21 protein-coding genes are annotated in these 23,151 nt (G+C 72.1%); 16 read left to right on the top strand and 5 right to left on the bottom strand.

The features are described from left to right. Window positions 1-67 precede the first annotated feature (67 nt). Window positions 68-961, bottom strand: coding sequence for a cytochrome P450 (locus ABZW17_RS44840; RefSeq protein WP_354828528.1), 894 nt, complete (start codon window positions 959-961; stop codon window positions 68-70). A 30-nt stretch (window positions 962-991) separates the two neighbouring features. On the opposite strand from ABZW17_RS44840, the gene ABZW17_RS44835 reads away from it, so the two are divergent. The 5 genes from ABZW17_RS44835 to ABZW17_RS44815 all read left to right on the top strand — a co-directional run bounded on the left by ABZW17_RS44835 (window position 992) and on the right by ABZW17_RS44815 (window position 6,236). Beyond that, the gene (locus ABZW17_RS44835; protein WP_354828526.1) at window positions 992-2,521 is read left to right on the top strand and encodes a fatty acyl-AMP ligase; all 1,530 of its coding nucleotides are present in this window, start codon (window positions 992-994) and stop codon (window positions 2,519-2,521) included. Next, on the top strand, window positions 2,514-2,774 hold the full coding sequence (locus ABZW17_RS44830; protein WP_354828523.1) for an acyl carrier protein: 261 nt from the start codon (window positions 2,514-2,516) through the stop codon (window positions 2,772-2,774). The genes ABZW17_RS44835 and ABZW17_RS44830 overlap by 8 nt, the downstream gene beginning before the upstream one ends. Before the next feature lie 153 nt (window positions 2,775-2,927). After that, a complete protein-coding gene (locus ABZW17_RS44825) occupies window positions 2,928-3,242 on the top strand; it encodes a hypothetical protein (RefSeq protein ID WP_354828520.1) in 315 nt (104 codons plus the stop codon). Next, a complete protein-coding gene (locus ABZW17_RS44820; RefSeq protein ID WP_354828517.1) occupies window positions 3,242-5,755 on the top strand; it encodes a hypothetical protein in 2,514 nt (837 codons plus the stop codon). Before ABZW17_RS44825 ends, ABZW17_RS44820 begins: the two co-directional genes overlap by 1 nt. 19 nt (window positions 5,756-5,774) lie before the next feature. Beyond that, on the top strand, window positions 5,775-6,236 hold the full coding sequence (locus ABZW17_RS44815) for a hypothetical protein (protein ID WP_354828514.1): 462 nt from the start codon (window positions 5,775-5,777) through the stop codon (window positions 6,234-6,236). 4 nt (window positions 6,237-6,240) lie between these two features. Here ABZW17_RS44815 and ABZW17_RS44810 read toward each other — a convergent pair whose 3' ends face one another. Beyond that, a complete protein-coding gene (locus ABZW17_RS44810) occupies window positions 6,241-7,065 on the bottom strand; it encodes an alpha/beta hydrolase (RefSeq protein WP_354828511.1) in 825 nt (274 codons plus the stop codon). Window positions 7,066-7,505: 440 nt separating this feature from the next. Here ABZW17_RS44810 and glmS point away from each other — a divergent pair, with 440 nt between their 5' ends. Genes glmS through tsaE form a run of 8 tightly spaced genes read left to right on the top strand, consistent with a single transcriptional unit; the run spans window position 7,506 to window position 16,928 of the window. Next, complete coding sequence (gene glmS, locus ABZW17_RS44805) at window positions 7,506-9,368, top strand: glutamine--fructose-6-phosphate transaminase (isomerizing) (protein WP_354828508.1); 1,863 nt, start codon at window positions 7,506-7,508, stop codon at window positions 9,366-9,368. Window positions 9,369-9,383: 15 nt separating this feature from the next. Beyond that, window positions 9,384-10,823: an NAD(P)H-hydrate dehydratase gene (locus tag ABZW17_RS44800; RefSeq protein WP_354828506.1), complete on the top strand. Its 1,440-nt coding sequence runs from the start codon at window positions 9,384-9,386 to the stop codon at window positions 10,821-10,823. A 56-nt stretch (window positions 10,824-10,879) separates the two neighbouring features. Next, window positions 10,880-11,713: a DeoR/GlpR family DNA-binding transcription regulator gene (locus tag ABZW17_RS44795; RefSeq protein WP_354828503.1), complete on the top strand. Its 834-nt coding sequence runs from the start codon at window positions 10,880-10,882 to the stop codon at window positions 11,711-11,713. Then, a complete protein-coding gene (xylB, locus tag ABZW17_RS44790; RefSeq protein WP_354828500.1) occupies window positions 11,703-13,133 on the top strand; it encodes a xylulokinase in 1,431 nt (476 codons plus the stop codon). The genes ABZW17_RS44795 and xylB overlap by 11 nt, the downstream gene beginning before the upstream one ends. A gap of 3 nt (window positions 13,134-13,136) precedes the next feature. Continuing rightward, window positions 13,137-14,228 (top strand): sn-glycerol-3-phosphate ABC transporter ATP-binding protein UgpC, encoded by a 1,092-nt coding sequence (gene ugpC / locus ABZW17_RS44785; protein WP_354828498.1) that lies wholly within the window; start codon window positions 13,137-13,139, stop codon window positions 14,226-14,228. Window positions 14,229-14,257: 29 nt separating this feature from the next. Further along, window positions 14,258-15,373: an alanine racemase gene (gene alr, locus ABZW17_RS44780; protein ID WP_354828495.1), complete on the top strand. Its 1,116-nt coding sequence runs from the start codon at window positions 14,258-14,260 to the stop codon at window positions 15,371-15,373. Further along, window positions 15,370-16,467, top strand: a complete 1,098-nt coding sequence (locus tag ABZW17_RS44775; protein WP_354828492.1) for an alpha/beta hydrolase — start codon at window positions 15,370-15,372, stop codon at window positions 16,465-16,467. The genes alr and ABZW17_RS44775 overlap by 4 nt, the downstream gene beginning before the upstream one ends. After that, a complete protein-coding gene (gene tsaE / locus ABZW17_RS44770; RefSeq protein ID WP_354828489.1) occupies window positions 16,464-16,928 on the top strand; it encodes a tRNA (adenosine(37)-N6)-threonylcarbamoyltransferase complex ATPase subunit type 1 TsaE in 465 nt (154 codons plus the stop codon). The genes ABZW17_RS44775 and tsaE overlap by 4 nt, the downstream gene beginning before the upstream one ends. A 52-nt stretch (window positions 16,929-16,980) precedes the next feature. Here tsaE and ABZW17_RS44765 read toward each other — a convergent pair whose 3' ends face one another. From ABZW17_RS44765 to ABZW17_RS44755, 3 genes are all read right to left on the bottom strand, one after another. Beyond that, the gene (locus ABZW17_RS44765; protein ID WP_354828531.1) at window positions 16,981-17,943 is read right to left on the bottom strand and encodes a serine hydrolase; all 963 of its coding nucleotides are present in this window, start codon (window positions 17,941-17,943) and stop codon (window positions 16,981-16,983) included. A gap of 87 nt (window positions 17,944-18,030) precedes the next feature. After that, on the bottom strand, window positions 18,031-19,362 hold the full coding sequence (locus ABZW17_RS44760; protein WP_354828486.1) for a carboxyl transferase domain-containing protein: 1,332 nt from the start codon (window positions 19,360-19,362) through the stop codon (window positions 18,031-18,033). After that, window positions 19,355-20,779, bottom strand: a complete 1,425-nt coding sequence (locus ABZW17_RS44755; RefSeq protein ID WP_354828483.1) for an acyl-CoA synthetase — start codon at window positions 20,777-20,779, stop codon at window positions 19,355-19,357. The genes ABZW17_RS44760 and ABZW17_RS44755 overlap by 8 nt, the downstream gene beginning before the upstream one ends. A gap of 99 nt (window positions 20,780-20,878) precedes the next feature. Here ABZW17_RS44755 and tsaB point away from each other — a divergent pair, with 99 nt between their 5' ends. From tsaB to tsaD, 3 genes are read left to right on the top strand one after another with little or no spacing between them, the layout of a single operon-like run. Next, window positions 20,879-21,544 carry a tRNA (adenosine(37)-N6)-threonylcarbamoyltransferase complex dimerization subunit type 1 TsaB gene (gene tsaB / locus ABZW17_RS44750; RefSeq protein ID WP_354828480.1) on the top strand — a complete coding sequence of 222 codons (666 nt, stop codon included), beginning with the start codon at window positions 20,879-20,881 and terminating at the stop codon, window positions 21,542-21,544. After that, entirely contained in the window at window positions 21,541-22,020 is a 480-nt protein-coding gene (gene rimI / locus ABZW17_RS44745; RefSeq protein ID WP_354828478.1) for a ribosomal protein S18-alanine N-acetyltransferase, read from the top strand. The genes tsaB and rimI overlap by 4 nt, the downstream gene beginning before the upstream one ends. Continuing rightward, window positions 22,020-23,066 carry a tRNA (adenosine(37)-N6)-threonylcarbamoyltransferase complex transferase subunit TsaD gene (gene tsaD / locus ABZW17_RS44740; RefSeq protein ID WP_354828475.1) on the top strand — a complete coding sequence of 349 codons (1,047 nt, stop codon included), beginning with the start codon at window positions 22,020-22,022 and terminating at the stop codon, window positions 23,064-23,066. The genes rimI and tsaD overlap by 1 nt, the downstream gene beginning before the upstream one ends. The last annotated feature ends 85 nt before the right edge of the window (window positions 23,067-23,151 follow it).

The following is a 23,151-nucleotide window of genomic DNA, read 5'->3' as shown; positions in this document are numbered from 1 at the left end:
TCGGCGGCCCCCCGCGGCCCGGGGGGGGGGCTCCGCGCCGCCCACACCGCCGGGGTGTTTTGTTACATCACTTTCTAACCCCCGTTACCCCCCCCCCGACAACGTGCGCCGAGGCCAGGCCGTGGAAGACCGGGTGGGTCTTCCAGTGGACGTCCCGCACCTCGCAGGCGCCGCCGAGGTGCTCGGCCAGGGCCGTGAGCGCAATCTCGCCCTCGGCCAGCGCCACGCCCGAACCCGGGCACGCGTGCCGGCCGAGGCCGAACGGCAGGCCGTCCGCCAGGGAGATCGCCACCGGGCCGTCCGGGCCGAACCGCAGGACGTACCGGGCCGGGCAGACCGCCGTCACCAGCTCGCGCACGGTCCGCGGACCGGACGTCGCGAGTTCGAGGCCCGCGCAGGCCAGGAAGTTCAGCGAGTTCTCGTAAGCCGCGTGGGCCAGCACCACGGCGTTGATCATCAGCTCGTCCTCGTCGAGCCGCCCGGCCGCGTGGGCCGCCCGCAACGCCGTCAGCCCGCCCGGCCCGGCCGGGGTCCGGCCCAGCTGCACCGCGAGCCGGAACGCCGCCGCCTGGCCGGCCCGGTCCGCGCCGCCGAAGACGTCGAGGTTCGCCGTCGTCGCCTCCAGGCGGTCCAGGGAGCCGTCGTCCAGCTCGATCCCGAGCACCGCCGACGTCACCAGCCCCGCCACCGGCCGCGCGAAGTCGCGCACCAGGTCGAACGACGGCCCCAGGCCGCCCACCGAAGCCTCGATCCCCGCCTGCAGCGACTCCGGCAGCGGCTCCAGCCCGGCGATGATCTCCCGCAGCACCGCGCGCACGCGGGTGTGCCCTTCGCCGTCCCGCAGCAGCAGGCTGGGCGAGCCGACCCCGGGATCCGACGTCAGTGACGGCGAGCGCAGGGCCCGCGCGCCCGCGTCGCGGCCGGAGACCACCGCGATGCCGTGCCGTTCGAACTCGTCCATCGCTTCGACACGGTAGGGCAGGATGGGGCCGTGCCGCCCGCAGCCGTCCCGGATGACGTCCTGACCACGCCGTTCACGGGCTACCTGCTCCGCAACGCCCGCGAAGACCGGCCCGCGTTCACCTGCCGCACCTTCCCCGGCCCGGCCGACCACACGCTGACCTGGCCGCAGCTGCTCGCCCGCGTCCGCGGGGTCGCCCGCGAGCTGCGGCGCGTGACCCGCCCGGGCGACCGGGTGGCGATCGTCGCCCGGCAGGACCTCGGTTACGTCACCGCCTTCCTCGGGACGCTCTACGCGGGCCGGATCGCGGTGCCGCTGTCCGTCCCGACCGGACGCACGAACCGCGCCCGGATCGAGGCGGCCTTCGCGGACGCCACCCCGGCCCTGTGCCTGACGTCGAAGGACCTGGTGGACAAGGTCCCACCGGTAGCTGCGCGAGCCATCGAGGACGTCGAGCCCGACGACGCCGAGCCGCCCGCCGCGGTGGCGATGACCGACCCGGCGTACCTGCAGTACACGTCCGGCTCGACCCGCCGCCCGGCCGGCGCGGTGATCTCCCACCGCGCGCTCGTCGCCAGCTGCTGGCAGACCACGCGGTGCTACCGCGCCGACGCGTCGACACCCCTGGTCGGCTGGGTGCCGTTCTTCCACGACATGGGCCTGGTCCTGCTCGTCGGCACGCCCGTGTTCCTCGGCTCGCGGTCGGTCTTCTGCACGCCGATGGAGTTCGTGCGCGACCCGCGGCGCTGGATCCGGCTGCTGGCCGAGCACCCGGGCGCGGTCACGGCCGCGCCGAACTTCGCCTTCGACCTGGCCGCCGAGGCGGCCGCCGACCTCGAACCCCTCGACCTCTCGCACGTCAACTCCCTGCTCAACGGCAGCGAACCCGTGCGCGCGGACACCGTCGAGAACTTCGCACGCGCCTTCGCGCCCTTCGGCCTGCCGCGGACCGCCCACAAGCCGTGCTACGGGCTCGCCGAAGCGACGGTGTTCGTCACCAGCGCCGGGGACGAAGGGCCGACGATCGCCGAGTTCGACGGCGAGCCGCGGGTGTCCGTGGGGCGGCCGTACGGCCAGCGGATCCGCGTTGTCGACCAGGAGATCCAGGTGGCGGGCCCGAACCTCGCCGACGGCTACTGGGGCCGCGACGACGTGCTCGCCCCGGACGGCTGGCTGCGCACCGGCGACCTCGGCTTCGTCCACGAAGGACAGCTGTACGTCACCGGCCGGCGCAAGGACCTGATCATCGTCGACGGCCGCAACCACCACCCGCAGGACATCGAAGCCACCGTCGAGGCCGCGCACCCGAGCGTCCGGCGCGCCGCCGCGTTCGCCGTCCGGGACGGCCGCGGCGAAGGTGTCGCGGTCGTGGCCGGCTGCTCCGCTCCCGGCGACGAAGTCGAGACGGCGGTGCGGCGGGCCGTCTCGGCAGGACACGACCTCCCGCTCCGCGCGCTGTGGCTCGTGCGCCCGGGCGAGGTGCCGCGGACCTCCAGCGGCAAGGTGTCCCGCGCCGCGGCCCGCGAACGCTGGTGGGGCGAGAATGGGCGCCATGACTGACCCGGGGGACTACGCCGACGAGATCCGGCGCCTCATCGCGTTCGCGCTGGAGCTCCCGCCGGAGCGGCTCACCGACACCACGCCGTTCGACGACCTCGGCATGACGTCCCGGCAGCGCATCCAGCTGCTGGCCCGGGTCGAGGTCACCTACGGCGTCTCGGTCGACATCGACGAGCTCGACCGGCTCGTGGACATCCGCGGCGTCGCCGAGGTGATCTCCGAGGCGGTCGCGGCGCAGCACGCCGGCGGGTAGGTCCCGGGCGGGTGCAGTTCGCGGAAGCCCAGGTCCGCCGCCCGGCCGGACGCTAGACTCTGTGTGCATCTGCGACGGCACCGAACGGGGTCCGGGCGCGTCACAGTCCCGGAACGTCAGTCAGGGACCGTGGGATCGAAGGGGGCAGCGACCATGCCGGACGGGTATGCAGCGAGTTCGGAGGCGATGACGCGGGCGCAGGTCCGCCTGGCGGACGTCGCCGACGACCCGGCCGCCGAAGCCAAGAAGGTCGCGCCGACCGAGATCGTCGCCGCCGACTTCGGCCGCGTCCACCAGGAGAGCTTCGGCAAGTACAAGGCCGGGATGGACGAGATCGGCGCGGGCCTGACCGGCCTGTCGAACGGGTTGCTGAACCTGGGCAGCGGCATCGGGACCGCGGGTGGCAAGTACACGACCCAGGAAGCGAACGCCGGGGCGACCGCGAACCAGGCCGGGGGTAACCGCTGATGGCTGACTGGGCCGAAATCAAGAAGGTCCTCGATGACCCGAACGTGTCCATGGACACGAAGACGAAGCTCATGGAGGAGTACGACCGCAACACCTTCAACTTCAACGACGAAGAAGAAGAGTACGCGAAGAAGTACATCGAAAACTATTCCGACGGTGGCGGCGGCTGGGACCCGTTCGATTCGAACGACACCGACGAAATCGTCTCCGAGGCGAAGCAGGAGTCGGCGGCCAAGAACCAGGAACACCAGCGCCAGACCGCCGAACGCGACCAGGCGAAGAAGAACCTCGACGGAATCGCGGCGCCGACGCTGGGGGCCGGCGCGAAGAGTTCCGACGAGCAGCTCGACCAGGGCAACGTCGCGGTGGACCTGCTGGCCAAGTGGACCGACGAGGTCTGGAACCAGATCAAGGGCGGCGAAGGCGAGAAGAAGAACTCGCAGACCGACCTCAAGGACAAGTTCCACGAGAACCGCGGGATCCAGTACCAGAAGTTCCTCGGCGACGCCGACGACCTGACCAAGGCGCACAAGGTCGTCGAGGACACCCTCACCAAGAGCGACACCGAGCTGCAGACCCTCTTCGGCGAGTGGAAGGGCAAGGGCGCCAACGCGGCGGAGATCAAGTACGACGAGACGCTCAAGCCGCACGCCAAGGAGCTGTCGCAGCAGATCGAAGGGGCGGCGAAGCTGATCCCGGAGACCGTCTCGCAGGTCTACACCGCGGTGAAGAAGAAGGTCGACGAGGTCCTGCAGCTGCACCGCCCGGTGATCGCCGAGGCCGACATCCCGATGGCCAAGGACGTCCTCAAGATCGCCAACGGCGACACCGGGGAGTTCGACGACTTCATGAAGGTCGCCGGCTGGATCGACGCCGTCAACGCGAAGAACGGCAACCCGTCGAACCTCGCCGAGCGCCTGCAGAACGACGACTGCGGCTTCAACGACGAAAACAAGGAATACGGCCGGAACGTCTGCCGCTACTGGCGGGACGGCGCTTTCTCCACCGAGTACAAGAGCCTGATCACCGCGTTCGACGGGTCCTGCAAGGCGGCCAAGGACACGATCGACCAGCAGTTCGGTGCGCTGGCGCGGTACATGGACGGCTACCGCAACCAGCTGACCGAAGCCAAGAACGACGGCACCACGGGCACGACCGGGAACACCGGCAACACCGGGAACACGGGCAACACCGGGAACACCGGCAGCACGGGGACCGGCAGCACCGGGAGCACCGGGACGGGCAGCACCGGGACCGGGGGCGGCGGCACGACGACGCCGTCGGCGTCCGAGCCGCCGAAGGCCGAGGAGCCGCCGAAGCCGGACGAAGGCAAGAACCCGATCACCGGGAAGCCGCTGGAGGTCGACCCGGCGACCGGCCAGCCGTACCCGATCGACCCGAAGACCGGCGAGGCCATCAAGGACCTCGACGACACCGACACGGTGTCGGTCAAGAAGGGCGACAACACGATCACGATGTCCGAGCCCGACAAGGAGGGCAAGCAGGACATCTCCGTGGACGACGGCCACGGCCACAAGAAGGACTACCACCTCGACTGGGGTGACGACGACAAGGCCGAGGCGGGCAAGGACGGCGCCGGCAAGGACGGCGACAAGGCGTCCTTCGGCCCGCAGGGCAGCCAGCAGGCGGGCAAGGACGGCCAGCCCGGCGCGGACGGCAGCTACAAGCCGGGGCCGGACGGCAAGATCCACATCCAGGACGGCAACCTCAAGATCACCGCGGAGCGGCCGGACGGCCCGGGCGGGCCGACGATCGTGACCGTCGACGACGGCAAGGGCGAGCCGACCACCTACACCCTCGACGAGAAGGACGACCCGAAGGCCGCCGACCTCAAGGGTGACGGCCTCAAGGCGGACGGCAAGCCGGTGCCCGACGGCCCGGCCGGCGCCGAGGTCCGGCACGACCCGAACGCCGAGTCCCCGCTGACGAAGGACCCGGCCCCGGCCACCCCCGACCCCGGCTTCACGCGCAGCGAAGGCGTGTCGGGGTTCACCGCGCCCGGCGGCTTCGAAGGTGACCTCGGCGGCAGCGTCGGAGCCGAACCCGCGGTGGCCACGGCCGACGCGGGCGCCGGCGCCGGTTCCGCGGACGCGACCACGACGGCCGGCGCGAGCAACTTCGGCTCGGCCGTCACCGGCGGCGGGTCGCCGGACTTCGCGGGCGCCGTGTCGCTCGAACCGGGTGTCCAGACCGGCAGCGACGCCTCGCTGCCGATGTCCGACGGCGGCGGCGGGCTCGGGGCCACCCCGGTCGACCCCGGCCTGCACCAGGCGGCCGCGAATTCGTCGAGCTCGAGCGCGATGTCGGGCATGGGCGGCATGGGCATGATGGGCGGCATGGGCGGCGCGCCGGGTGGCGGTGGCGGCGACCAGCAGCGCGGGCCGAGCCAGTACCGCATCGAGGGCGGCGTGTTCGAGACGTCCGGCGCGAAGGGCCGGATCAGCGGTTCGCTGGACGACGAGGGTGACCGTTCGATCCGGTACGACCGGTGACGAGGGCCGAGGAGGGCCGATGAGCAGCGCCGAAGACCGGTATCGCGCGGCGATTTCGACGATGGAAGCCGCCGCGCGCGAGCAGGACGAGCAGCGGGGGCTGCGCGAACGCCGGCTCGCGGAGGCCCAGCAGCAGGCCCGCGAGGGCATGCAGCGGGAGCTGGCGGCCGCGCAGAAGTACGTCGAGCACATGGACGAGCTCAACAAGCGCAAGCAGAGCGCGGGCGGCTGGGCGACCGAGAAGACGCTGGCCGACAAGTCCCGCGAGTCGCTGATGGAGTTCGGCGTCCACGAAGAGGAAGCAGACACCGGCTACACGAACTACCCGACGCCGAGCTACGGCACCCCGGCCGTGGCGGCCCAGCCGGAGCCGGCCCCGGAACCGCCGCCGGCGGCGGCCCCCGAGCCGCCGCGGCGTGGGCGGCACGCGCGTCAGCCCGACGACGAGGACGACTTCTCCAGCACGAGCTGGCTGGTCTGAGGCGTCAGCGGGCGGGCTCTTCCTCACGCTCGATGGGGGCGCGCTTGACGTCCGCCTCGAGCAGGGGCCGGTACTTGTCGGTGCCGGTCAGGTGGGTCAGGAAGAACGCGGTGAACAGGGCGCGCGTGAGCTGCTGAGTCCTGCGGTGCGGCTTGCCGTGCATGATCAGCTGCGACCAGTGCCGGCCCTCGGTGACGCCCAGGTGGGACGCCTTGCCGAGGAACCGCAGCTGGACGTCGTCGCCGCCCCAGGCGCCGGCGATGGCCTCGGCGTGCGCGACGGACGGGGCGACCAGGTCCTCCTCGGCGGCCAGGTGCAGGCCGGGAACGGTGATCGCCTTCGCCGCCTCGGACGCCGGCGGCAGCGTCTGGGCCGCGGTGATGGTGGCGACGGCCTTGATCCGCGGCTTCTCGCTCTGCGCGTCCTGCGCGGCGGCGAGGACGGCGGAGCCACCGCCGGCCGAGTGCCCGGCGAGCCCGAGCTTGGCGGGGTCGACGCTGATGCCGTCCGGCCCGAGCCGCACGGTCGTGACGACGTCGAGGGTGGTCAGCAGATCGGCGGCGAGCAGCCGGTGCGACGGCAGCGGCCCGCGTTGCGTGGCCGGCGCGGCGGCGACGACGCCCCAGCTGGCGAGGTGCCGCAGCAACTGCCGGTACCGATCGGGCGGCTGCAGCCACCCGTGCCCGAAGGCAACGGCCGGCAACCCGAGGCCGGCCCGGGGCGTGTAGACGACGCCCGGCAGCCCGACCAGGGCGAGATCACCCCGCAGGACCTCGTGCGGACCAGGGTGCGTCAACTCCGCGAGCAGCTGCTTGGGCTTGCTGGCCATGGCCGAACCCTACTGTGCGCGCCCGCCCCCGGCTCGCCCGCGCCCCGGCGCGCCGCAACGGCCGGCTCGCACACCCAGACAGCCGACTCGCGTACCTGCACAGTCGGCTCACGTACCCGGACAGTCGGTTCGCATACCTGCACGGTCGGCCCAGCCGCCGCGAGCCCCGGCGCGCCGCTCGCGGCATCCAGCCGCCCGCGGGGGCGCCCCCCGTTTTCCACTCTACCGGCGGGCACCGACAGTTTCGGCGGCCCGAGCCGGCCGACCCTCCAGGTACGCGAGCCGACCCTCCAAGGACGCGAGCCGACCTCCCGGGTGCGCGAGCCGACCGTCCGGGTACACCGTATTGGTTTGAACCACCTGGCCGGACGTCCGTGCAGGTCGGAGGGGGTTTGCGGACCCCGTCAACCCGCTGAATGTCCCTCGTTAGGCTGGTGTGCGTGTGTGGAATCGTGGGATATGTCGGGCACCGCCCGGCTCTGGACGTCGTCCTCGGTGGGCTCCGGCGCATGGAGTACCGCGGTTACGACTCGGCCGGGGTCGCGGTCCTCGACGGTGCCGGTGCGCTGACCGTCGAGCGCAAGGCGGGCCGGCTGGCCAACCTGGAAGGCCGGCTCGACGAGGTCGGCCGGGAGCACTTCGGCGGCACCGCCGGCATGGGGCACACCCGCTGGGCGACCCACGGCGCCCCGATCGACCGCAACTCGCACCCGCACCGCGACGCCTCCGAGCGCGTCGCCGTCGTGCACAACGGCATCATCGAAAACTTCGCCACCCTCCGCGCCGAGCTGGAAGCCGACGGCGTCGAGATGGCCAGCGACACCGACAGCGAGACCGCCGCTCACCTGATCGCGCGGGTGTACACCGAGGGTGACACCAAGGGCGACTTCACCGCCAGCGTCGCCGCCGTCTGTCGCCGGCTCGAGGGGGCGTTCACCCTGGTCGTGACGCACGCCGACCACCCGGACACGATCGTCGCCGCGCGCCGGTCGTCGCCGCTGGTCGTCGGGGTCGGGGAGGGCGAGCACTTCGTCGCCTCCGACGTCGCCGCCTTCATCGAGCACACGCGCGAGGCCGTCGAGCTCGGGCAGGACCAGCTCGTCGTCATCACCCGCGAGGGCTACGACGTCCTGGACTTCCACGGCGACGCCGCCCAGGCCAAGCCGTTCACCGTGGACTGGGACCTCTCCGCCGCCGAGAAGGGCGGCCACGAGTACTTCATGCTCAAGGAGATCGAGGAGCAGCCCGAGGCGCTGGCCAACACGCTGCGCGGGCACTTCGAGTCCGGCCGGATCATCCTCGACGAGCAGCGCATCTCCGACCAGGACCTCCGTGACGTCGACAAGGTCTTCGTCGTCGCCTGCGGCTCGGCCTACCACTCCGGCCTGGTCGCCAAGTACGCCATCGAGCACTGGACGCGGCTGCCGGTCGAGGTCGAGCTGGCGTCGGAGTTCCGCTACCGCGACCCGGTCCTCGACCGCGACACCCTCGTCGTCGCCGTGTCCCAGTCCGGCGAGACGGCGGACACGCTCGAAGCCGTCCGGCACGCGCGGGAGCAGAAGGCCCGCGTCCTCGCCGTCTGCAACACCAACGGCGCGCAGATCCCGCGCGAGTCCGACGCCGTTCTCTACACCCACGCCGGGCCCGAGATCGGCGTCGCCTCGACCAAGGCGTTCCTCGCCCAGATCGCGGCCAACTACCTGGTCGGCCTGGCGCTGGCGCAGGCTCGCGGCACGAAGTACCCGGACGAGGTCGCCCGCGAGTTCGCCGAGCTGGAGGCCATGCCCGCGGCCGTCCAGAAGGTACTGTCCACTGTGGAGCAGACGCGCGAACTCGGCCGCCGCATCGCCGACTCGCGCGCGGTGCTGTTCCTCGGCCGCCACGTCGGTTTCCCGGTCGCCCTCGAAGGCGCGCTGAAGCTCAAGGAACTCGCGTACATGCACGCCGAGGGCTTCGCGGCCGGCGAGCTCAAGCACGGCCCGATCGCGCTGATCGAAGAGGGCCTGCCGGTCGTCGTCGTGATGCCGTCGCCGAAGGGCCGCGCGGTGCTGCACTCGAAGCTCGTGTCGAACATCAGCGAGATCCAGGCCCGCGGCGCCCGCACGATCGTCATCGCCGAAGAGGGCGACGAGACGGTCCGGCCGTTCGCCGACGAGCTCATCGAGGTCCCCGCGGTGCCGACGCTGCTGCAGCCGCTGGTGTCGACCGTGCCGCTGCAGGTGCTGGCCGCGGAGATCGCCCGCACCCGCGGGTACGACGTCGACAAGCCGCGTAACCTGGCGAAGTCCGTGACTGTCGAGTAGCGGGAGGCCTTCGCCGTGCAGGGAATCTGGACCACGGAACGGATTCGCGAGGCGGAGGCCAGGGCGTTCGCCGTCACGCCGGAAGGCGAGCTGATGCGGCGGGCGTCCTTCGGGCTCGCGGTGCAGATCGCCGACCTGCTCGAAGACCACACCGGCGGCGTCTCGGGCCGCCGGGTAGTGCTGCTCGTCGGCTCCGGCGACAACGGCGGTGACGCGCTGTGGGCCGGGGCGTTCCTGCGCCGTCGCGGGGTGGCGGTCACGGCGATCCTGCTCAACCCGGAGAAGGCGCACGCAAAAGGTCTCGGGGCGCTCAAGCGCGCGGGGGGCCGCGTGGTGTCCGCCGAGGACGGTCCACAGTGGATCGCGAAGGCCGACGTCGTCGTCGACGGCATCATCGGGATCTCCGGCAAGGGCTCGCTGCGGCCCGACGCCGCGCGGCTCGTGGACCTCGTCGAGGCCCCGATCGTCGCGGTCGACCTGCCCAGCGGCGTCGACCCGGACACCGGCGCGGTCGACGGTCCCGCGGTGAAGGCCGCCAAAACCGTCACCTTCGGCGCGCTCAAGCCGGTGCACGCGCTCGCGCCTGCCCACTGCGGCGCGGTCGTCCTCGTCGACATCGGCCTCGAACTGGACGAGCCCGACCTCCAGCGGCTCGACGTCGTCGACGTCGCCGCGGCCTGGCCGGTGCCGGGCCCGGAGGACGACAAGTACAGCCAGGGCGTGGTCGGCATCGCGGCCGGCTCGGCGACGTATCCGGGTGCGGCCGTGCTCGCCGCCGGTTCGGCGGTCCGCGCGACCTCGGGCCTGGTGCGCTACGCGGGCCACGCGGCCGACGTCGTCCGCGGGCAGTGGCCGGAGATCATCGCGACCGGCACGGTCGCGGACGCCGGCCGCGTCCAGGCGTGGGCGGTCGGCCCCGGCATCGGCACCGGCTCCGAAGGCCGTGACGTGCTGCGGTACGTCCTCGGCCGCGGCGTCCCGGTCTGCGCGGACGCCGACGCGACGACGATCATCGCCAAGACCCCGGACGTCCTCGACGCCCGCGACCCGGACACCCCGCTGGTCCTGACCCCGCACGCGGGCGAGTACGAGCGCCTGATGGGCCGCAGGCCGGGCGCGGACCGCGTGGCGGCGGCCCGCGAAGCGGCGAAGAAGTACAACGCGGTGGTGCTGCTGAAGGGTCACTGCACGGTGATCGCGGCCCCGGACGGCCGGGTCGCGGTCAACACCCCGCGCGGCGCCTGGCTGGCGACGGCCGGCTCGGGCGACGTCCTGTCCGGGCTGGTCGGCGCCCTCCTCGCCGCGGGTCTGGACCCGTGGCTGGCGGCCGCCATGGCGGCCCACGTCCACGCGCTGGCCGGGGCGATCGCCGCCCAGAACGCCCCGACCTCGGCATCCGGCCTGGTCCACGCGATCCCGGAGGCCATCCGGTCGATCCGCTCGCTAACTTCCTGAGAAGACTTACCAAGTTCTCTGTTAACTTCGCGGGATAAATCTGGTAAGAATGCCGTGTGAGCGGCGGCACAGTACCCGGAGACCGGAAGACCCGGCCCTCCGATGCTGCCGTCGAGCAGCGGCGGCAGGACATCCTCGACCACGTCATCGAGCAGGGCGAAGCGCGTATCGACGACCTGACGTCGAGGTTCAAGGTCAGCCTGATGACCATGCACCGCGACCTCGACGACCTCGCCGAGCGCCGGCTCCTCCGCAAGCTGCGCGGCAAGGTCGAGGCGTACCCCGCGCTCACCATCGAGACCGCCGCCCGCTTCCGCGACACGCTCCACCACGGCGAGAAGGAAGCCCTCGGCGACGCCGCCGCGAACCACGTCCAGCCCGGCCAGACCGTCTTCGTCGACGACTCCACCACGCTGCTGCCGCTGGTCCGGCGGCTGGCCGAGATCGACGCCCTCACCGTCGTCACCAACTCGCTGCACGCCGCCCGGCTGCTCGGGCCGAAGGTCGACGTCGTCCTCGCGGGCGGCCGCTACAGCCACGAGTACGACTCCTGCGCCGGCCCCGAGGTGCTGAACCTGCTCGACAGCATCCGCGCCGACGTCTCGTTCGTCTCGGTCACCGCCGTCGCCGTCGGGCGGCTCTTCCACCCGGACCGCGACTACGCCGAGCTGAAGAAGGCCGCCCTCAAGGTCGCGAACCAGAGCGTGCTCGTCGTCGACCACTCGAAGTTCGGCCGCACCGCCACCTACGCCCACGGCGACGTCGGCGACTACGACCTGCTGATCACGGGCCAGTTCACGCCCACCGAGGAGATCGAGGCCGCGCTGAACGCCGGTACCGCGATCGAGATCGTCGAACACGTCGCAGAGGGGCAGCCCTATGACAGCTGAGCTGGTCGCCGGCATCGACTCGTCCACGCAGTCGACCAAGGTCGTCGTGTGCGACGCCGAAACCGGCGAGATCGTCCGCACCGGCCGCGCGCCGCACCCCGAGGGCACCGAGGTCGCCCCCGCCGCCTGGTGGGACGCCTTCGGTGAGGCGGCGAACGGCCTGCTCGACGGCGTCAAGGCCATCGGCGTCGGCGGCCAGCAGCACGGCATGGTCACCCTCGACGAGGACGGCGAAGTCGTCCGGCCGGCGCTGCTGTGGAACGACACCCGCTCCGCGCAGGCGGCGCTCGACCTGATCGAGGAGCTTGGCGGGCCGTCGGCCTGGGCCAAGTCCGTCGGCTCGGTACCGGTCGCCAGCTTCACCGTGACGAAGCTGCGCTGGCTGGCCGAGCACGAGCCCGAGCTCGCCGACCGCGTGACGCGCGTGCTGCTCCCGCACGACTGGCTGACCTGGAAGCTCACCGGCGGCGACCCGGTCACCGACCGCGGCGACGCCTCCGGCACCGGCTACTTCTCGCCGGCCGACAACGCCTACCGCCTCGACGTCCTGAGCCACGCCTTCGGCGGCCGGACGCCGGAGCTGCCCACCGTGCTCGGCCCGGCCGACGCGGCCGGCCACACCCCGGACGGCGTGCTCGTTTCGGCCGGCACCGGCGACAACATGGCCGCCGCGCTCGGGCTGGAGCTCAAGCCCGGCGACGCCGTCGTCTCGCTCGGCACCAGCGGCACCGTGTTCGGCGTCGCCGAGACCGGCGCGGCCGACGTCAGCGGCGAGGTCGCCGGGTTCGCCGACGCGACCGGCCGCTTCCTCCCGCTCGCCTGCACGCTCAACGCCGCCCGCGTCCTGACCGCCACGGCGTCGATGCTCGGCGCGACGCTCAGCGAGTTCGACCGCCTGGCCCTGGCCGCGGAACCGGGTGCGGGCGGGCTGACGTTCCTGCCGTACCTGGACGGTGAGCGCACCCCGAACCTGCCCGGCGCGACCGGCTCGCTGGCCGGGCTGACCAGGGACAACATGACCCCGGAGAACCTCGCCCGCAGCGCCGTCGAAGGCATGCTCTGCGGCCTGGCCGCGGGCCTCGACGCGGTTCGCGCGCACGGCCTCGACGTCCAGCGCGTGCTGCTGATCGGCGGGGGCGCCCAGTCGCGGGCCGTCCGCGCGGTCGCGCCGCTGGTCTTCGGCGTGCCCGTGCAGCTGCCCGAAGTCGCCGAGTACGTCGCGCTCGGTGCGGCGCGGCAGGCGGCGTGGGCCCTGGCTTCCAGCGCGGAACCCCCGTCCTGGCAGGAACACCAGAAGCTCCGGCTCGAGCTGGACGAGCCGACCGAGGCGCAGCGCGCCGAGGGCCACCGGATCCAGCAGCGCCACCTCGAGGCCCGCGAAGCGGCTTACGGGGTCCGGCGGAATCTCGGAGAGGACTGACCGATGGCTTCCATCACCTACGACAAGGCGACCCGCCGCTACCCGGGTGCCGAGCGGCCCGCGGTCGACGCGCTGGACCTGGAGATCGCCGACGGCGAGTTCCTCGTGCTGGTCGGCCCGTCCGGCTGCGGCAAGTCGACCAGCCTGCGCATGCTGGCCGGCCTCGAGGACATCGACGACGGCGCCGTCTGGATCGGCGACCGCGACGTCACCCAGCTGCCGCCGCGTTCGCGTGACATCGCGATGGTGTTCCAGAACTACGCGCTGTACCCGCACATGACGGTCGCCCAGAACATGGGCTTCGCGCTGAAGATCGCCGGGCGGCCCGCGTCCGAGATCAAGCAGAAGGTCCTCGAGGCGGCGAAGCTGCTGGACATCGTGGACTACCTGGACCGCAAGCCGAAGGCGCTCTCCGGTGGTCAGCGCCAGCGCGTCGCGATGGGCCGCGCGATCGTCCGCGAGCCGCAGGTCTTCCTGATGGACGAGCCGCTGTCGAACCTCGACGCGAAGCTGCGTGTCTCGACGCGTACGCAGATCGCCGCGCTCCAGCGCCGCCTCGGCGTCACGACGGTGTACGTCACGCACGACCAGGTCGAGGCCATGACGATGGGTGACCGCGTCGCGGTGCTCTCGGACGGCCTGCTGCAGCAGTGCGACACCCCGCGCGCCCTGTACGACCGGCCCGCAAACGCTTTCGTCGCCGGGTTCATCGGCTCGCCCGCGATGAACCTCGTGACGGCGAAGCTGACGGCCGACGGCGCCGAGCTGGGCGGCGGCAGCGTGCCCCTGACCCGCGAGGTCATCGCGGCCGCCGACGGCGACACGGTGACCCTCGGCTTCCGGCCGGAGTCCCTGGAAGTGGTCAGCGAGGGCCCCGACTCGGTGCCGATCAAGGTGGACCTGGTCGAGGAGCTCGGCTCGGACGCGTACGTCTACGGCAAGCTCGCCGAGACGGACGCGGAAGGCACGAAGTCCAACGTCGTGGCCCGCGTCGACCCGCGCACCCCGCCGGCCATGGGCGACACGCTCCACCTGCGGATCCGCCCGGACGAGCTGCACGTGTTCTCCGCCACGTCCGGGGCGCGCCTGCCCTGACCTCGGGACATGGGAAACTGGAGGGCGTTATGTCCTCCAGTTTCCCGCGCGCGCAGGTCGACATCGACCTCGACGCGATCCGCCACAACCTCACCCTGCTGGGCGCCCGCGCGCCCGGCTCGCAGGTGATGGCCGTGGTCAAAGCCGATGCCTACGGCCACGGCGCGCTGCCGGTGGCGCGCGCCGCGGTCGAGGCCGGCGCCTCCTGGCTGGGCACCTGTTCGCTCGGCGAAGCCCTCGCGCTCCGCAGGGCCGGCCTCGAAACGCGGCTGTTCAGCTGGCTGGACACCCCCGATGCCGACTTCGCGGCGGGCGTCGAAAACGACATCGACCTCGCGGCCAGCTCGCTGGGTGAGCTTCGCCGCATCGCGGCCGCCGCCGGCGCGGGTACCCGGGCCCGTGTGCACCTCAAAATCGACACCGGGCTCTCGCGCAACGGCTGCCCGCCCGCCGCGTGGGCCGAGCTGGTCGAAGCGGCGGCCGCCGAACCGCGGGTCGAGGTCGTCGCCGTCTGGTCCCACCTCGCGTGCGCCGACGAGCCCGGGCACCCCTCGATCGACCTGCAGGCCAAGCGCTTCGCCGACGCCTACGACGTGGCCCGCGCCGCTGGGCTCGACCCGATGCGGCACCTGGCGAACTCCGCGGCCCTGCTCACCCGGCCCGACCTGCACTTCGACGTCGTGCGCCCGGGCATCGCGATGTACGGGCTGAACCCGGTGCCGCAGGCCGAAGACCTGCGCCCGGCCATGACGTTCCGGTCGGCGGTCGCGCTGGTCAAGCGCATCGAAGCCGGCGAATCCGTGTCTTACGGGCACACGTGGAAGGCCGAGCGGGACACGAACCTGGCGCTCGTCCCGGCCGGGTACGCCGACGGCGTCCCGCGCTCGCTCTCGGGCCGGATGGACGTCCTCCTCGGCGGGCGGCGGCGGCCGGTCGCCGGGCGGGTCTGCATGGACCAGCTCGTCGTCGACTGCGGCGACCACGAGCCGTCGGTCGGCGACGAGGTCGTCCTGTTCGGCGCCGGGACGCACGGCGAGCCGACCGCCCGGGAATGGGCCGACAAGCTGGGGACCATCGACTACGAGATCGTGACTTCGATGTACCGCCCGCGGGTCCGGCGCCGGTATCTGGGGGAACGCCCGTGACACCTTCACGACGACTGCTGGCCATCGCCGGCGGGGTCGGGGCCCTGGCCACCGGGACCGCCGCCGCCGCTATCGTCGCCGCGCAGCAGCGGCGGCACAGTGAGGATCCGTACGTGGACGAGCCGCTGGGGGAGCTGAAGCCGGACCGTACTTCCACGGTCGCGGCCGAGGACGGCACGCCGCTTTCGGTCGAGGAGATCGACCCGGAAGACGGCGGCGAACCGGAACTGACCGTCGTGGGGGTGCACGGCTTCGCGCTTTCGCGGCGCTGCTGGCACTTCCAGCGTCGCGACCTCGCGTCGCTGCGGCTGCCGCGCGTGCGTCAGGTGTACTACGACCACCGCAGCCACGGCCTGTCCGGCGCGGCTTCGGCCGAGACGTCGACCATCGAACAGCTGGCCCGCGACCTGGACTGCGTGCTGCGGTCGGTGGTGCCGGAGGGACCCATCGTGCTGATGGGGCACTCGATGGGCGGCATGGTCATCATGGAGCTGGCCGCCGAATTCCCCGAGCTGTTCGAGGACCGGGTCGAGGGGGTCGCCTTCATCGCGACCGCGGCGGGCGAAGTCGGGGCACGCGGGTTGCCGCGTTCGCTGCTCTCGAAGTACAACCCCCTTACGCGCGCGGCAGGCGGCCTCGCGGGGTGGCAACCCGGGCTGGTGGAGTTCGTCCGCGCGGCGGGCGGGCAGCTGACGCGGCAGGCCGTGCGCCGGCTCGCGTTCGGCAGCCGAGACGTCGCACCCCGGCTCGTCGACTTCATGCTCGAGATGCTGGAAGTGACGCCGGTGCGCGGGCTCGTCAACTTCGTCGACACGCTCGGCAGCCACAACCGCTACGCGGCTCTCGCGGGCCTCAAGCACGCGGAAGTGCTGGTCATCGGCGGTGATTCGGACCGGTTCACGCCGTTCGCGCACGCCGAGCGGATCGCGGCCGAGCTGCCCGACGCGGAGCTGGTGCGCGTCCGCGGCGCCGGCCACATGGTCCAGCTCGAGCAGCCCGAGCTGGTGAACAGCCATCTGATCGATCTTCTGCAACGCTGTTCCGGTGCGGACGGCGAATCCTCGTCCCGGCGAACCTGGTGGTGGCAGCGTTGAGTTTCGTGTTCCCGACCCCCGACGACACGATGGACTTCGGGCGGGCCCTCGGCCGCGTCCTGCGGGCGGGTGACCTGGTCCTGCTGGCCGGGCCGCTCGGCGCGGGCAAGACGACGCTGACCCGCGGCATCGCGGACGGCCTCGGCGTCGGCGGCCGGGTGAGCAGCCCGACGTTCGTCCTGGCCCGCGTCCACCCGGCCGGCGCCGCGGGCGTGCCGCTGGTGCACGTCGACGCGTACCGCCTGGGCGGTGACCTGTCCCAGCTGGACGACCTGGACCTGGACACCGACCTCGAGCGTTCGGCGATCGTGGTCGAGTGGGGCGAGGGTTCGGCCGAGCGCCTGTCGGAGGACTACCTGGTGGTCCGCTTGGACCGCCGCGAGGACGACGTCCGCGAGATCACCCTCGAACCGCACGGCACCTGGGCCGACCGAGTCCCGGAGCTCGCCAAGACCTCGTGAGTGGTAAGGAGGGTTCTAACCCTCCTTACCACTCACGACCTTGGTGCTGCGGTCAGCCGCCGTTGTACTGCTGGTATGCCGGTGCCCGGAACGTCCGGGTGCCGGCGCCCGCGATCTTGTCGACCGCGCGCAGGAACCTCGGCCCCATCTTCGCGCCGGCCTGCCGGACCGGGTGCGTGGCCCCGAAGTCCTCGGGGTTCGCTTGGCCGTGCGCGAACATCGAGTAGATCAACACCGGCTTGCCCGCCGTGTCGAACATGATCCCGGCCTCGTTGCGTCCGTCGTTCAGCCAGCCCGCCTTCGTGGCGATCCTCGCCCGGTCGATCGACGACATCTCACGGCGGATGCCGTCGGTGAACGCCACCTGCGACCGCAGGATGGACAGCAGGTACTCCGTCGACGCCGGGCTCAGCAGGGTGCCCGCGACCAGCGCCTTCAGCAGGTCGTGGGTCTCGCGCGGAGTGGTCTGGCCGAGGAAGTAGCGGTTCGGGTTGGCCACCGGCGTGACCTGGGTCTTCGGGAAGCCCTTGGTCGCCAGGATCTGGTTGATCTCGGCCGCCGGAACCACGAGCCCGGCCAGCCGGACGCACGTGTCGTCGGAAACCGTGAGGAACAGCGAAAGGACGTGGCCCAGCGTGAACGCGCTCGGGTACGCCTTGTCCAGGATGATGATGCCGTCACCACCCGGGACGACGATGCTCTCCGGCACCTGGACCTGCTGGTCCAGCGTGAGGAGGCCACGGTCGATCTTGTCCATCAAGGTGACCGCGACGGCCACCTTGTTGACGCTGTACGCCTCGACGACCTCGTCGGACGCCACGTCGACGGCCACCTGGCCGGCCACGCTGATGTAGGAGTTCCAGGTGCCGCCGGCCTCGGCGGCTGCGTTGTCGTAGACGCGTTTCACCTTCTGCGCGGCCCGGTCCGGTGTGGCCGGGCTGGCCTCGATGTCTGCTTCCTGCGCGGACGCGGGAGAGCCGGCCAGAATGCTTCCGGCGGCGACGGCGGTGCCCAAACCGAACGCCGCCCGCCTGTTGAGTCGATACCCCATCGCAAGATCCAACCACGGATGGGTTAACCCTCGTGAGTGAGAAACAGTGTTCTAACCCTGTTTCTCACTCACGACCGCGCGGGCCACGCCCAAGGCCACCAGGTCCTGGGGCCGCAGGTGCAGCTGGTTGGCGATGTCCGGCACCTCCGAAGCCGGGCGCTTCAGGATCGCCGCCGCGGCTTCCGGGGACGTCACCGAGAAGTACGCGTCCGGTGCCACCCACGTCGAGCCCGCCGCCGCGAACGCCAACGCGCCGCCCGAGCCGCCTTCGCCGATCACCAGGGTCGTCACCGGGACCGACGCCGTCGCCACCGCCTCGAACAGCTCCGCGATCGCGCCACCCACGCCGGCCTGCTCCGCCGCCGCGTCGTTCGCCGCGCCCGGGGTGTCGACCAGCGTCAGCACCGGGATGCCGAGGCGGGACGCCAGCCGGACCAGCCGCGCCGCGGTCCGGAAGCCCGAGGGCAACGTCGGCGTGCCGCACTGGGCCGCGTACGCGATCGTCCGGCCGTCGCGCCAGCCGAAGCCGCACGCGACGCCGGGGTCCGCGCCGCCGACGCGGTCGCCGCTGATGTCCTCGCGCCAGTCGAAGTACGCGTCGAGGTACTCCGCCGCCCGAGCCCGCTGAGGCGAACGTGCCGCCTGGACCGCCTCCCAGCCCGTCGAAGGCAGCGAAGCCGCCCGCAACGCCCAGGGCGGGGGTGCCGCGGCCGACGAACGCGCGGTCAGCAGCCGCAGCCACCGCTCCAGAAGCCCGCCGAGGTCCTCCGGCGCGACCACGGCGTCGACCTGACCCCAGGCGAGGTGCGCCTCCGCGGTGTACGCCTCCGGCGAGCCCGGCGGGCGCACCCGCGAGCCCGCGAAACCGACCTGGGCCTCCGGCAGGGCGAGGACGACGTCGGCGCCCGCGCCGAGCGTCGCCCAGCCACCGCCGGTCGTCGGGTCGCGCAGGACCGCGATCTGCGAGATGCCCACCGACCGCGTCAGCGCCGACGCCCGCGCCACCCGCTGCAGCTGCATCAGCGCCCGCATGCCCTGCTGCATGCGGCTGCCGCCGGTCGCGACCAGCGACACCACCGGCAGCCGCGCGTCGCGCGCGTGCGCGAACGCCGCCTCGATCCGGTCGCCGGTGCGCTGCCCGAGCGACCCGCCGAGGAACCCGAACTCGAACGCGATCAGCACGGCTTCGACGTCGCCGATCTTCGCCGTCCCGCAGACGACCGACTCCTTCTCGCCGGTGCGTTCTTCCGCCGCGGAACGCGCTTCCCGGTAGCCCGGCCAGCCGATCGGGCCGTCCGCGGGCTCCTCGCGCAGCGGGGTGGCGAACTCCGTGAAGCCGTTCGCGATCGCGCCGACGACCTCGCGCGCCGGCAGCCTAGGCACCGAGCGCCCGCTTCAGGACCTTGCCCATGTCGTTGCGCGGCAACGCATCCAGGTAGTGGACGACCCGCGGGCGCTTGTGCGGTGCCAGCAGCTTGGCGACGTGGTCGGCGAGCTCCTCGGCGGCCGGTGGCTCGCCGGACGGCACGATCCACGCCACGATCCGCTCGCCGAGGTCGTCGTCCGGCTCGCCGGTGACGGCGGCCTCGGCGACGCGCGGGTGTTCGAGCAGCGCGTTCTCGATCTCGCCCGCGCCGATCTTGTAGCCGCCGCTCTTGATCAGGTCGGTCGCCTTGCGCCCGACGATCCTGACGTACCCGTCGGCGTCGCGCGTGGCCATGTCGCCGGTGCGGAACCAGCCGTCGTCGAACGCGGCCGCGGTCGCATCCGGCCGGTTGAGGTACTCGGTGAACAGGTTCGGGCCGCGCACCTGGATCTCGCCGACCGCCTCGACGTCGTCGAGCACCTCGCCGGCGTCGCCGACCAGCCGGAGGTCCACGCCCTGCAGCGGGACGCCGACCGTGCCGGGCTTGCGCTCGCCGTCCGCGCGGACGCTCGTGTTCATCAGCGTCTCGGTCATGCCGTAGCGCTCGACGACCTGCTGGCCGGTCGCCGCGGTGATCCGCTGGTGGTCGTGCACCGGCAGCGCCGCCGACCCGGACACGAGCAGCCGGGCCCGCTTCAGCGCGTCGGCCAGCGTCGCGTCGGAGCCGACCTCGCCGGCGATGCGGTGGTACATCGTCGGCACGCCGAACAGCATGGTCGCGCCGGCGTTGAGCTCCCGGGCGACGCCCTCGGTCGAGAACCGGCCGAGGTGTCGGACCGAGCCGCCGCGGCGCAGCGGGCCGAGGATGCCGAGGATCAGGCCGTGCACGTGGAACAGCGGCAGCGCGTGCACCAGGACGTCGGCGGCGGTCCAGGCCCAGGCGTCTTCGAGGGCGTCCAACGTGGTCGCGAGCGCGCGGCGGGGGAGCACGACGCCCTTCGGCGGGCCGGTGGTGCCCGAGGTGTAGACGATCAGCGCCGGGCTTTCCGGGTCGGGCTCGGCCGGGACCGGCGCTTTCCCGCCGGTCAGCGGGATGTCCCGGCGGGGGAGCGCGGCCAGCCCGGCGGGCAGCTCGGCGCCCGGCTCGGCGAGGACGAGCGCCGGTTCGCTGTCGGCGAGGATGTGCGCGAGCTCGCGTTCGCCGATCTTCGGGTTGAGCGGCACCGCCGGCACCCCGGCGAGCAGCGCGGCGACGACCGCGACGCTCGTGTGCACGGTCGGCGTCGCCCAGACGGCGACCCGGCCGGGCGGCAGCTCATGAGCGAGCTCGCCGGCGACGGCGGCGAGGGTGTCGTAGGACAGGGCAAGGTCGCCGAAGCGCAAGGCTTCCTTCGCGGCACCGGCGACGAGGGTGGGGAACAACGGGTCGGGCACCGCGGGGACCTCCCAGTGTCGGACTCGGAAGGCACGTTACCGTGCTGATCGGTCCCCTGCAGCAAGCGGCCGAAGGCGCTGGTCGTAGGCTGGGACACCGTGTTGGTACTGGCGATCGATACCTCGACCCCGGCGGTGACCGCCGGCGTCGTCGCGCTGGACGGCGATTCGGTCGAGTCGCGCGGTGACCGGGTCACGGTCGACCCCCGCGCCCACGGCGAGCTGATCATGCCGCACGCCCTGGCCGCCGCGGAAGCCGCCGGCGTGACCCTCAAGGACCTCGACGCGATCGTCGCCGGTGTCGGCCCCGGGCCGTTCACCGGCCTGCGCGCCGGGATGGCCACCGCGGCCGCGCTCGGCCACGCCCTCGGTCTCCCGGTGTACCCGGTCTGCAGCCTCGACGCGCTGGCCGCCGACGTCACCGCCGGGGGTACCGCTTTCCTGGTGATGACCGACGCCCGCCGCCGCGAGGTCTACTGGGCCGCGTACGACGCCGAGGGCCGGCGCACCGACGGCCCGCACGTCCAGCGGCCCGCCGACGTCGAGACCGACGTCAAGGTGGCGGCCGGCGACGGCGCGCTCCAGTACGCCGACGCGCTCGACGTCCAGCCGGTCGAGCCGCGGTTCCCGTCGCCCGCCGGGCTGGTGAAGGCCGCGCGGAGCGCCCTGCTGTCTTCGGAGCCGCCGGCCCCGCTGACGCCGTTGTACCTGCGGCGTCCCGACGCCGTCGAGCCCGCCGCGCCGAAACGGGTGACCGCTCCGTGAGACTCGGGCCCCTGCGCCGCATGGACATCGCCCGGTGCGTGGAAATCGAGCAGATCCTCTTCCCGGGCGACGACCCGTGGAGCGCCCGCGCCTTCCATTCGGAGCTGGACGCGGGCAACTTCTACCTCGCCGCGCGCCCGGACGAGGGCGACGAGCTGCTCGGGTACGCCGGGCTGGCCGTCGTCGGGCGCCGCCGCGGCGAGTACGAGGCGACCGTGCACACCATCGGCGTCGCGCCGGAGTACCAGGGCCAGGGCATCGGCAAGGCGCTGCTGGAGGCCCTGCTGGTGCGGGCCGACGAGTTCGAGGCACCGGTCTTCCTCGAGGTCCGCACGGACAACACCACCGCGCTCGGCCTGTACGAGCGCCACGGCTTCGAACGGCTCGGCATCCGGAAGCGCTACTACCAGCCTTCCGGCGCCGACGCGTACACGATGGTCCGCCCGGCGCGGACGCGGGACGGGGTGGCGGGCTGATGGCACGCATCATCATGGGAATCGAGAGTTCGTGCGACGAGACCGGTGTCGGTCTGGTCCGGTTGCACGACGACGGGACCGTCGAGCTGCTGGCGGACGAGGTTGCCTCCAGCGTCGAGCAGCATGCTCGGTTCGGTGGGGTGGTGCCGGAGGTCGCCAGCCGGGCTCACCTCGAGGCGATGGTTCCGACCACTTCCCGGGCGTTTGCTGCCGCCGGGCTTTCGATGTCCGATGTGGACGCTGTTGCGGTGACGGCTGGGCCTGGGCTGGCTGGGGCGCTGCTGGTGGGCGTGTCGGCTGCCAAGGCCTATGCGACTGCTTTGGATGTGCCGCTTTACGGGGTCAACCACCTGGCTGGGCATATTGCTGTTGATACGTTGCAGCATGGGCCGTTGCCTTCGCCTTGTTTGGCGTTGCTGGTTTCCGGTGGGCATACGCAGCTGCTGCGGGTTGACGACATTGCTTCGTCGATCGTCGAGCTGGGGTCCACTGTGGATGATGCCGCTGGGGAGGCTTACGACAAGGTTGCCCGGGTGCTGGGGCTGCCTTATCCGGGTGGGCCGCCGATCGACAACGCGGCGAAGAACGGGGATCCGGGGGCGATTGCTTTTCCTCGGGGGATGACTGGGCCTCGGGATGCTGCGTTCGACTTTTCCTTCTCCGGGTTGAAGACTGCGGTGGCTCGGTGGGTTGAAGGGGCTTCGCGGCGGGGTGAGGATATTCCGGTTGATGATGTTGCGGCTTCGTTTCAGGAGGCTGTGGCGGATGTGTTGACTGCGAAGGCTGTTCGGGCGGCCAAGGAGCAGGGGATTGACACCATGGTGATCTCCGGTGGTGTTGCCGCCAACTCGCGGTTGAAGGAGCTGGCTGCCGAGCGTTGTGCTGTTGCTGGGATTGAGCTGCGGGTTCCTCGGCCTCGGTTGTGTACTGACAACGGGGCTATGATTGCTGCGTTGGGTGCTCATGTTGTTGCCGGGAAGCGGCCTACGACGGCGTTGGATTTCAGTGCCAATCCGGCTTTGCCGGTTAGTGTGGTGTCGCTTTAGGCGTTGTCTCGCCACCCCGATTTGCCATTGTGACTACGGCCGGCGGCAGGTTGTCAAGGCGGGAAAGATGCCTTGACAACCTGCC

It is taken from the genome of Amycolatopsis sp. NPDC004625 (genome assembly GCF_040609695.1).
Classification (GTDB): Bacteria; Actinomycetota; Actinomycetes; order Mycobacteriales; family Pseudonocardiaceae; genus Amycolatopsis.
Note: the sequence above shows the minus strand (reverse complement) of the source record. Positions and strands in the feature narration are given on the sequence as shown.

Bases quoted from the DNA above. Each gene is read 5' to 3' on its own strand.
- ABZW17_RS44840 (WP_354828528.1), bottom strand. From the start codon at position 961: ATGGACGAGTTCGAACGGCACGGCATCGCGGTGGTCTCCGGCCGCGAC.
- tsaD (WP_354828475.1), top strand. From the start codon at position 22,020: ATGGCACGCATCATCATGGGAATCGAGAGTTCGTGCGACGAGACCGGT.
- ABZW17_RS44830 (WP_354828523.1), top strand. From the start codon at position 2,514: ATGACTGACCCGGGGGACTACGCCGACGAGATCCGGCGCCTCATCGCG.
- ABZW17_RS44815 (WP_354828514.1), top strand. From the start codon at position 5,775: ATGAGCAGCGCCGAAGACCGGTATCGCGCGGCGATTTCGACGATGGAA.
- ABZW17_RS44825 (WP_354828520.1), top strand. From the start codon at position 2,928: ATGCCGGACGGGTATGCAGCGAGTTCGGAGGCGATGACGCGGGCGCAG.
- xylB (WP_354828500.1), top strand. From the start codon at position 11,703: ATGACAGCTGAGCTGGTCGCCGGCATCGACTCGTCCACGCAGTCGACC.
- ABZW17_RS44820 (WP_354828517.1), top strand. From the start codon at position 3,242: ATGGCTGACTGGGCCGAAATCAAGAAGGTCCTCGATGACCCGAACGTG.
- ugpC (WP_354828498.1), top strand. From the start codon at position 13,137: ATGGCTTCCATCACCTACGACAAGGCGACCCGCCGCTACCCGGGTGCC.
- alr (WP_354828495.1), top strand. From the start codon at position 14,258: ATGTCCTCCAGTTTCCCGCGCGCGCAGGTCGACATCGACCTCGACGCG.
- ABZW17_RS44810 (WP_354828511.1), bottom strand. From the start codon at position 7,065: ATGGCCAGCAAGCCCAAGCAGCTGCTCGCGGAGTTGACGCACCCTGGT.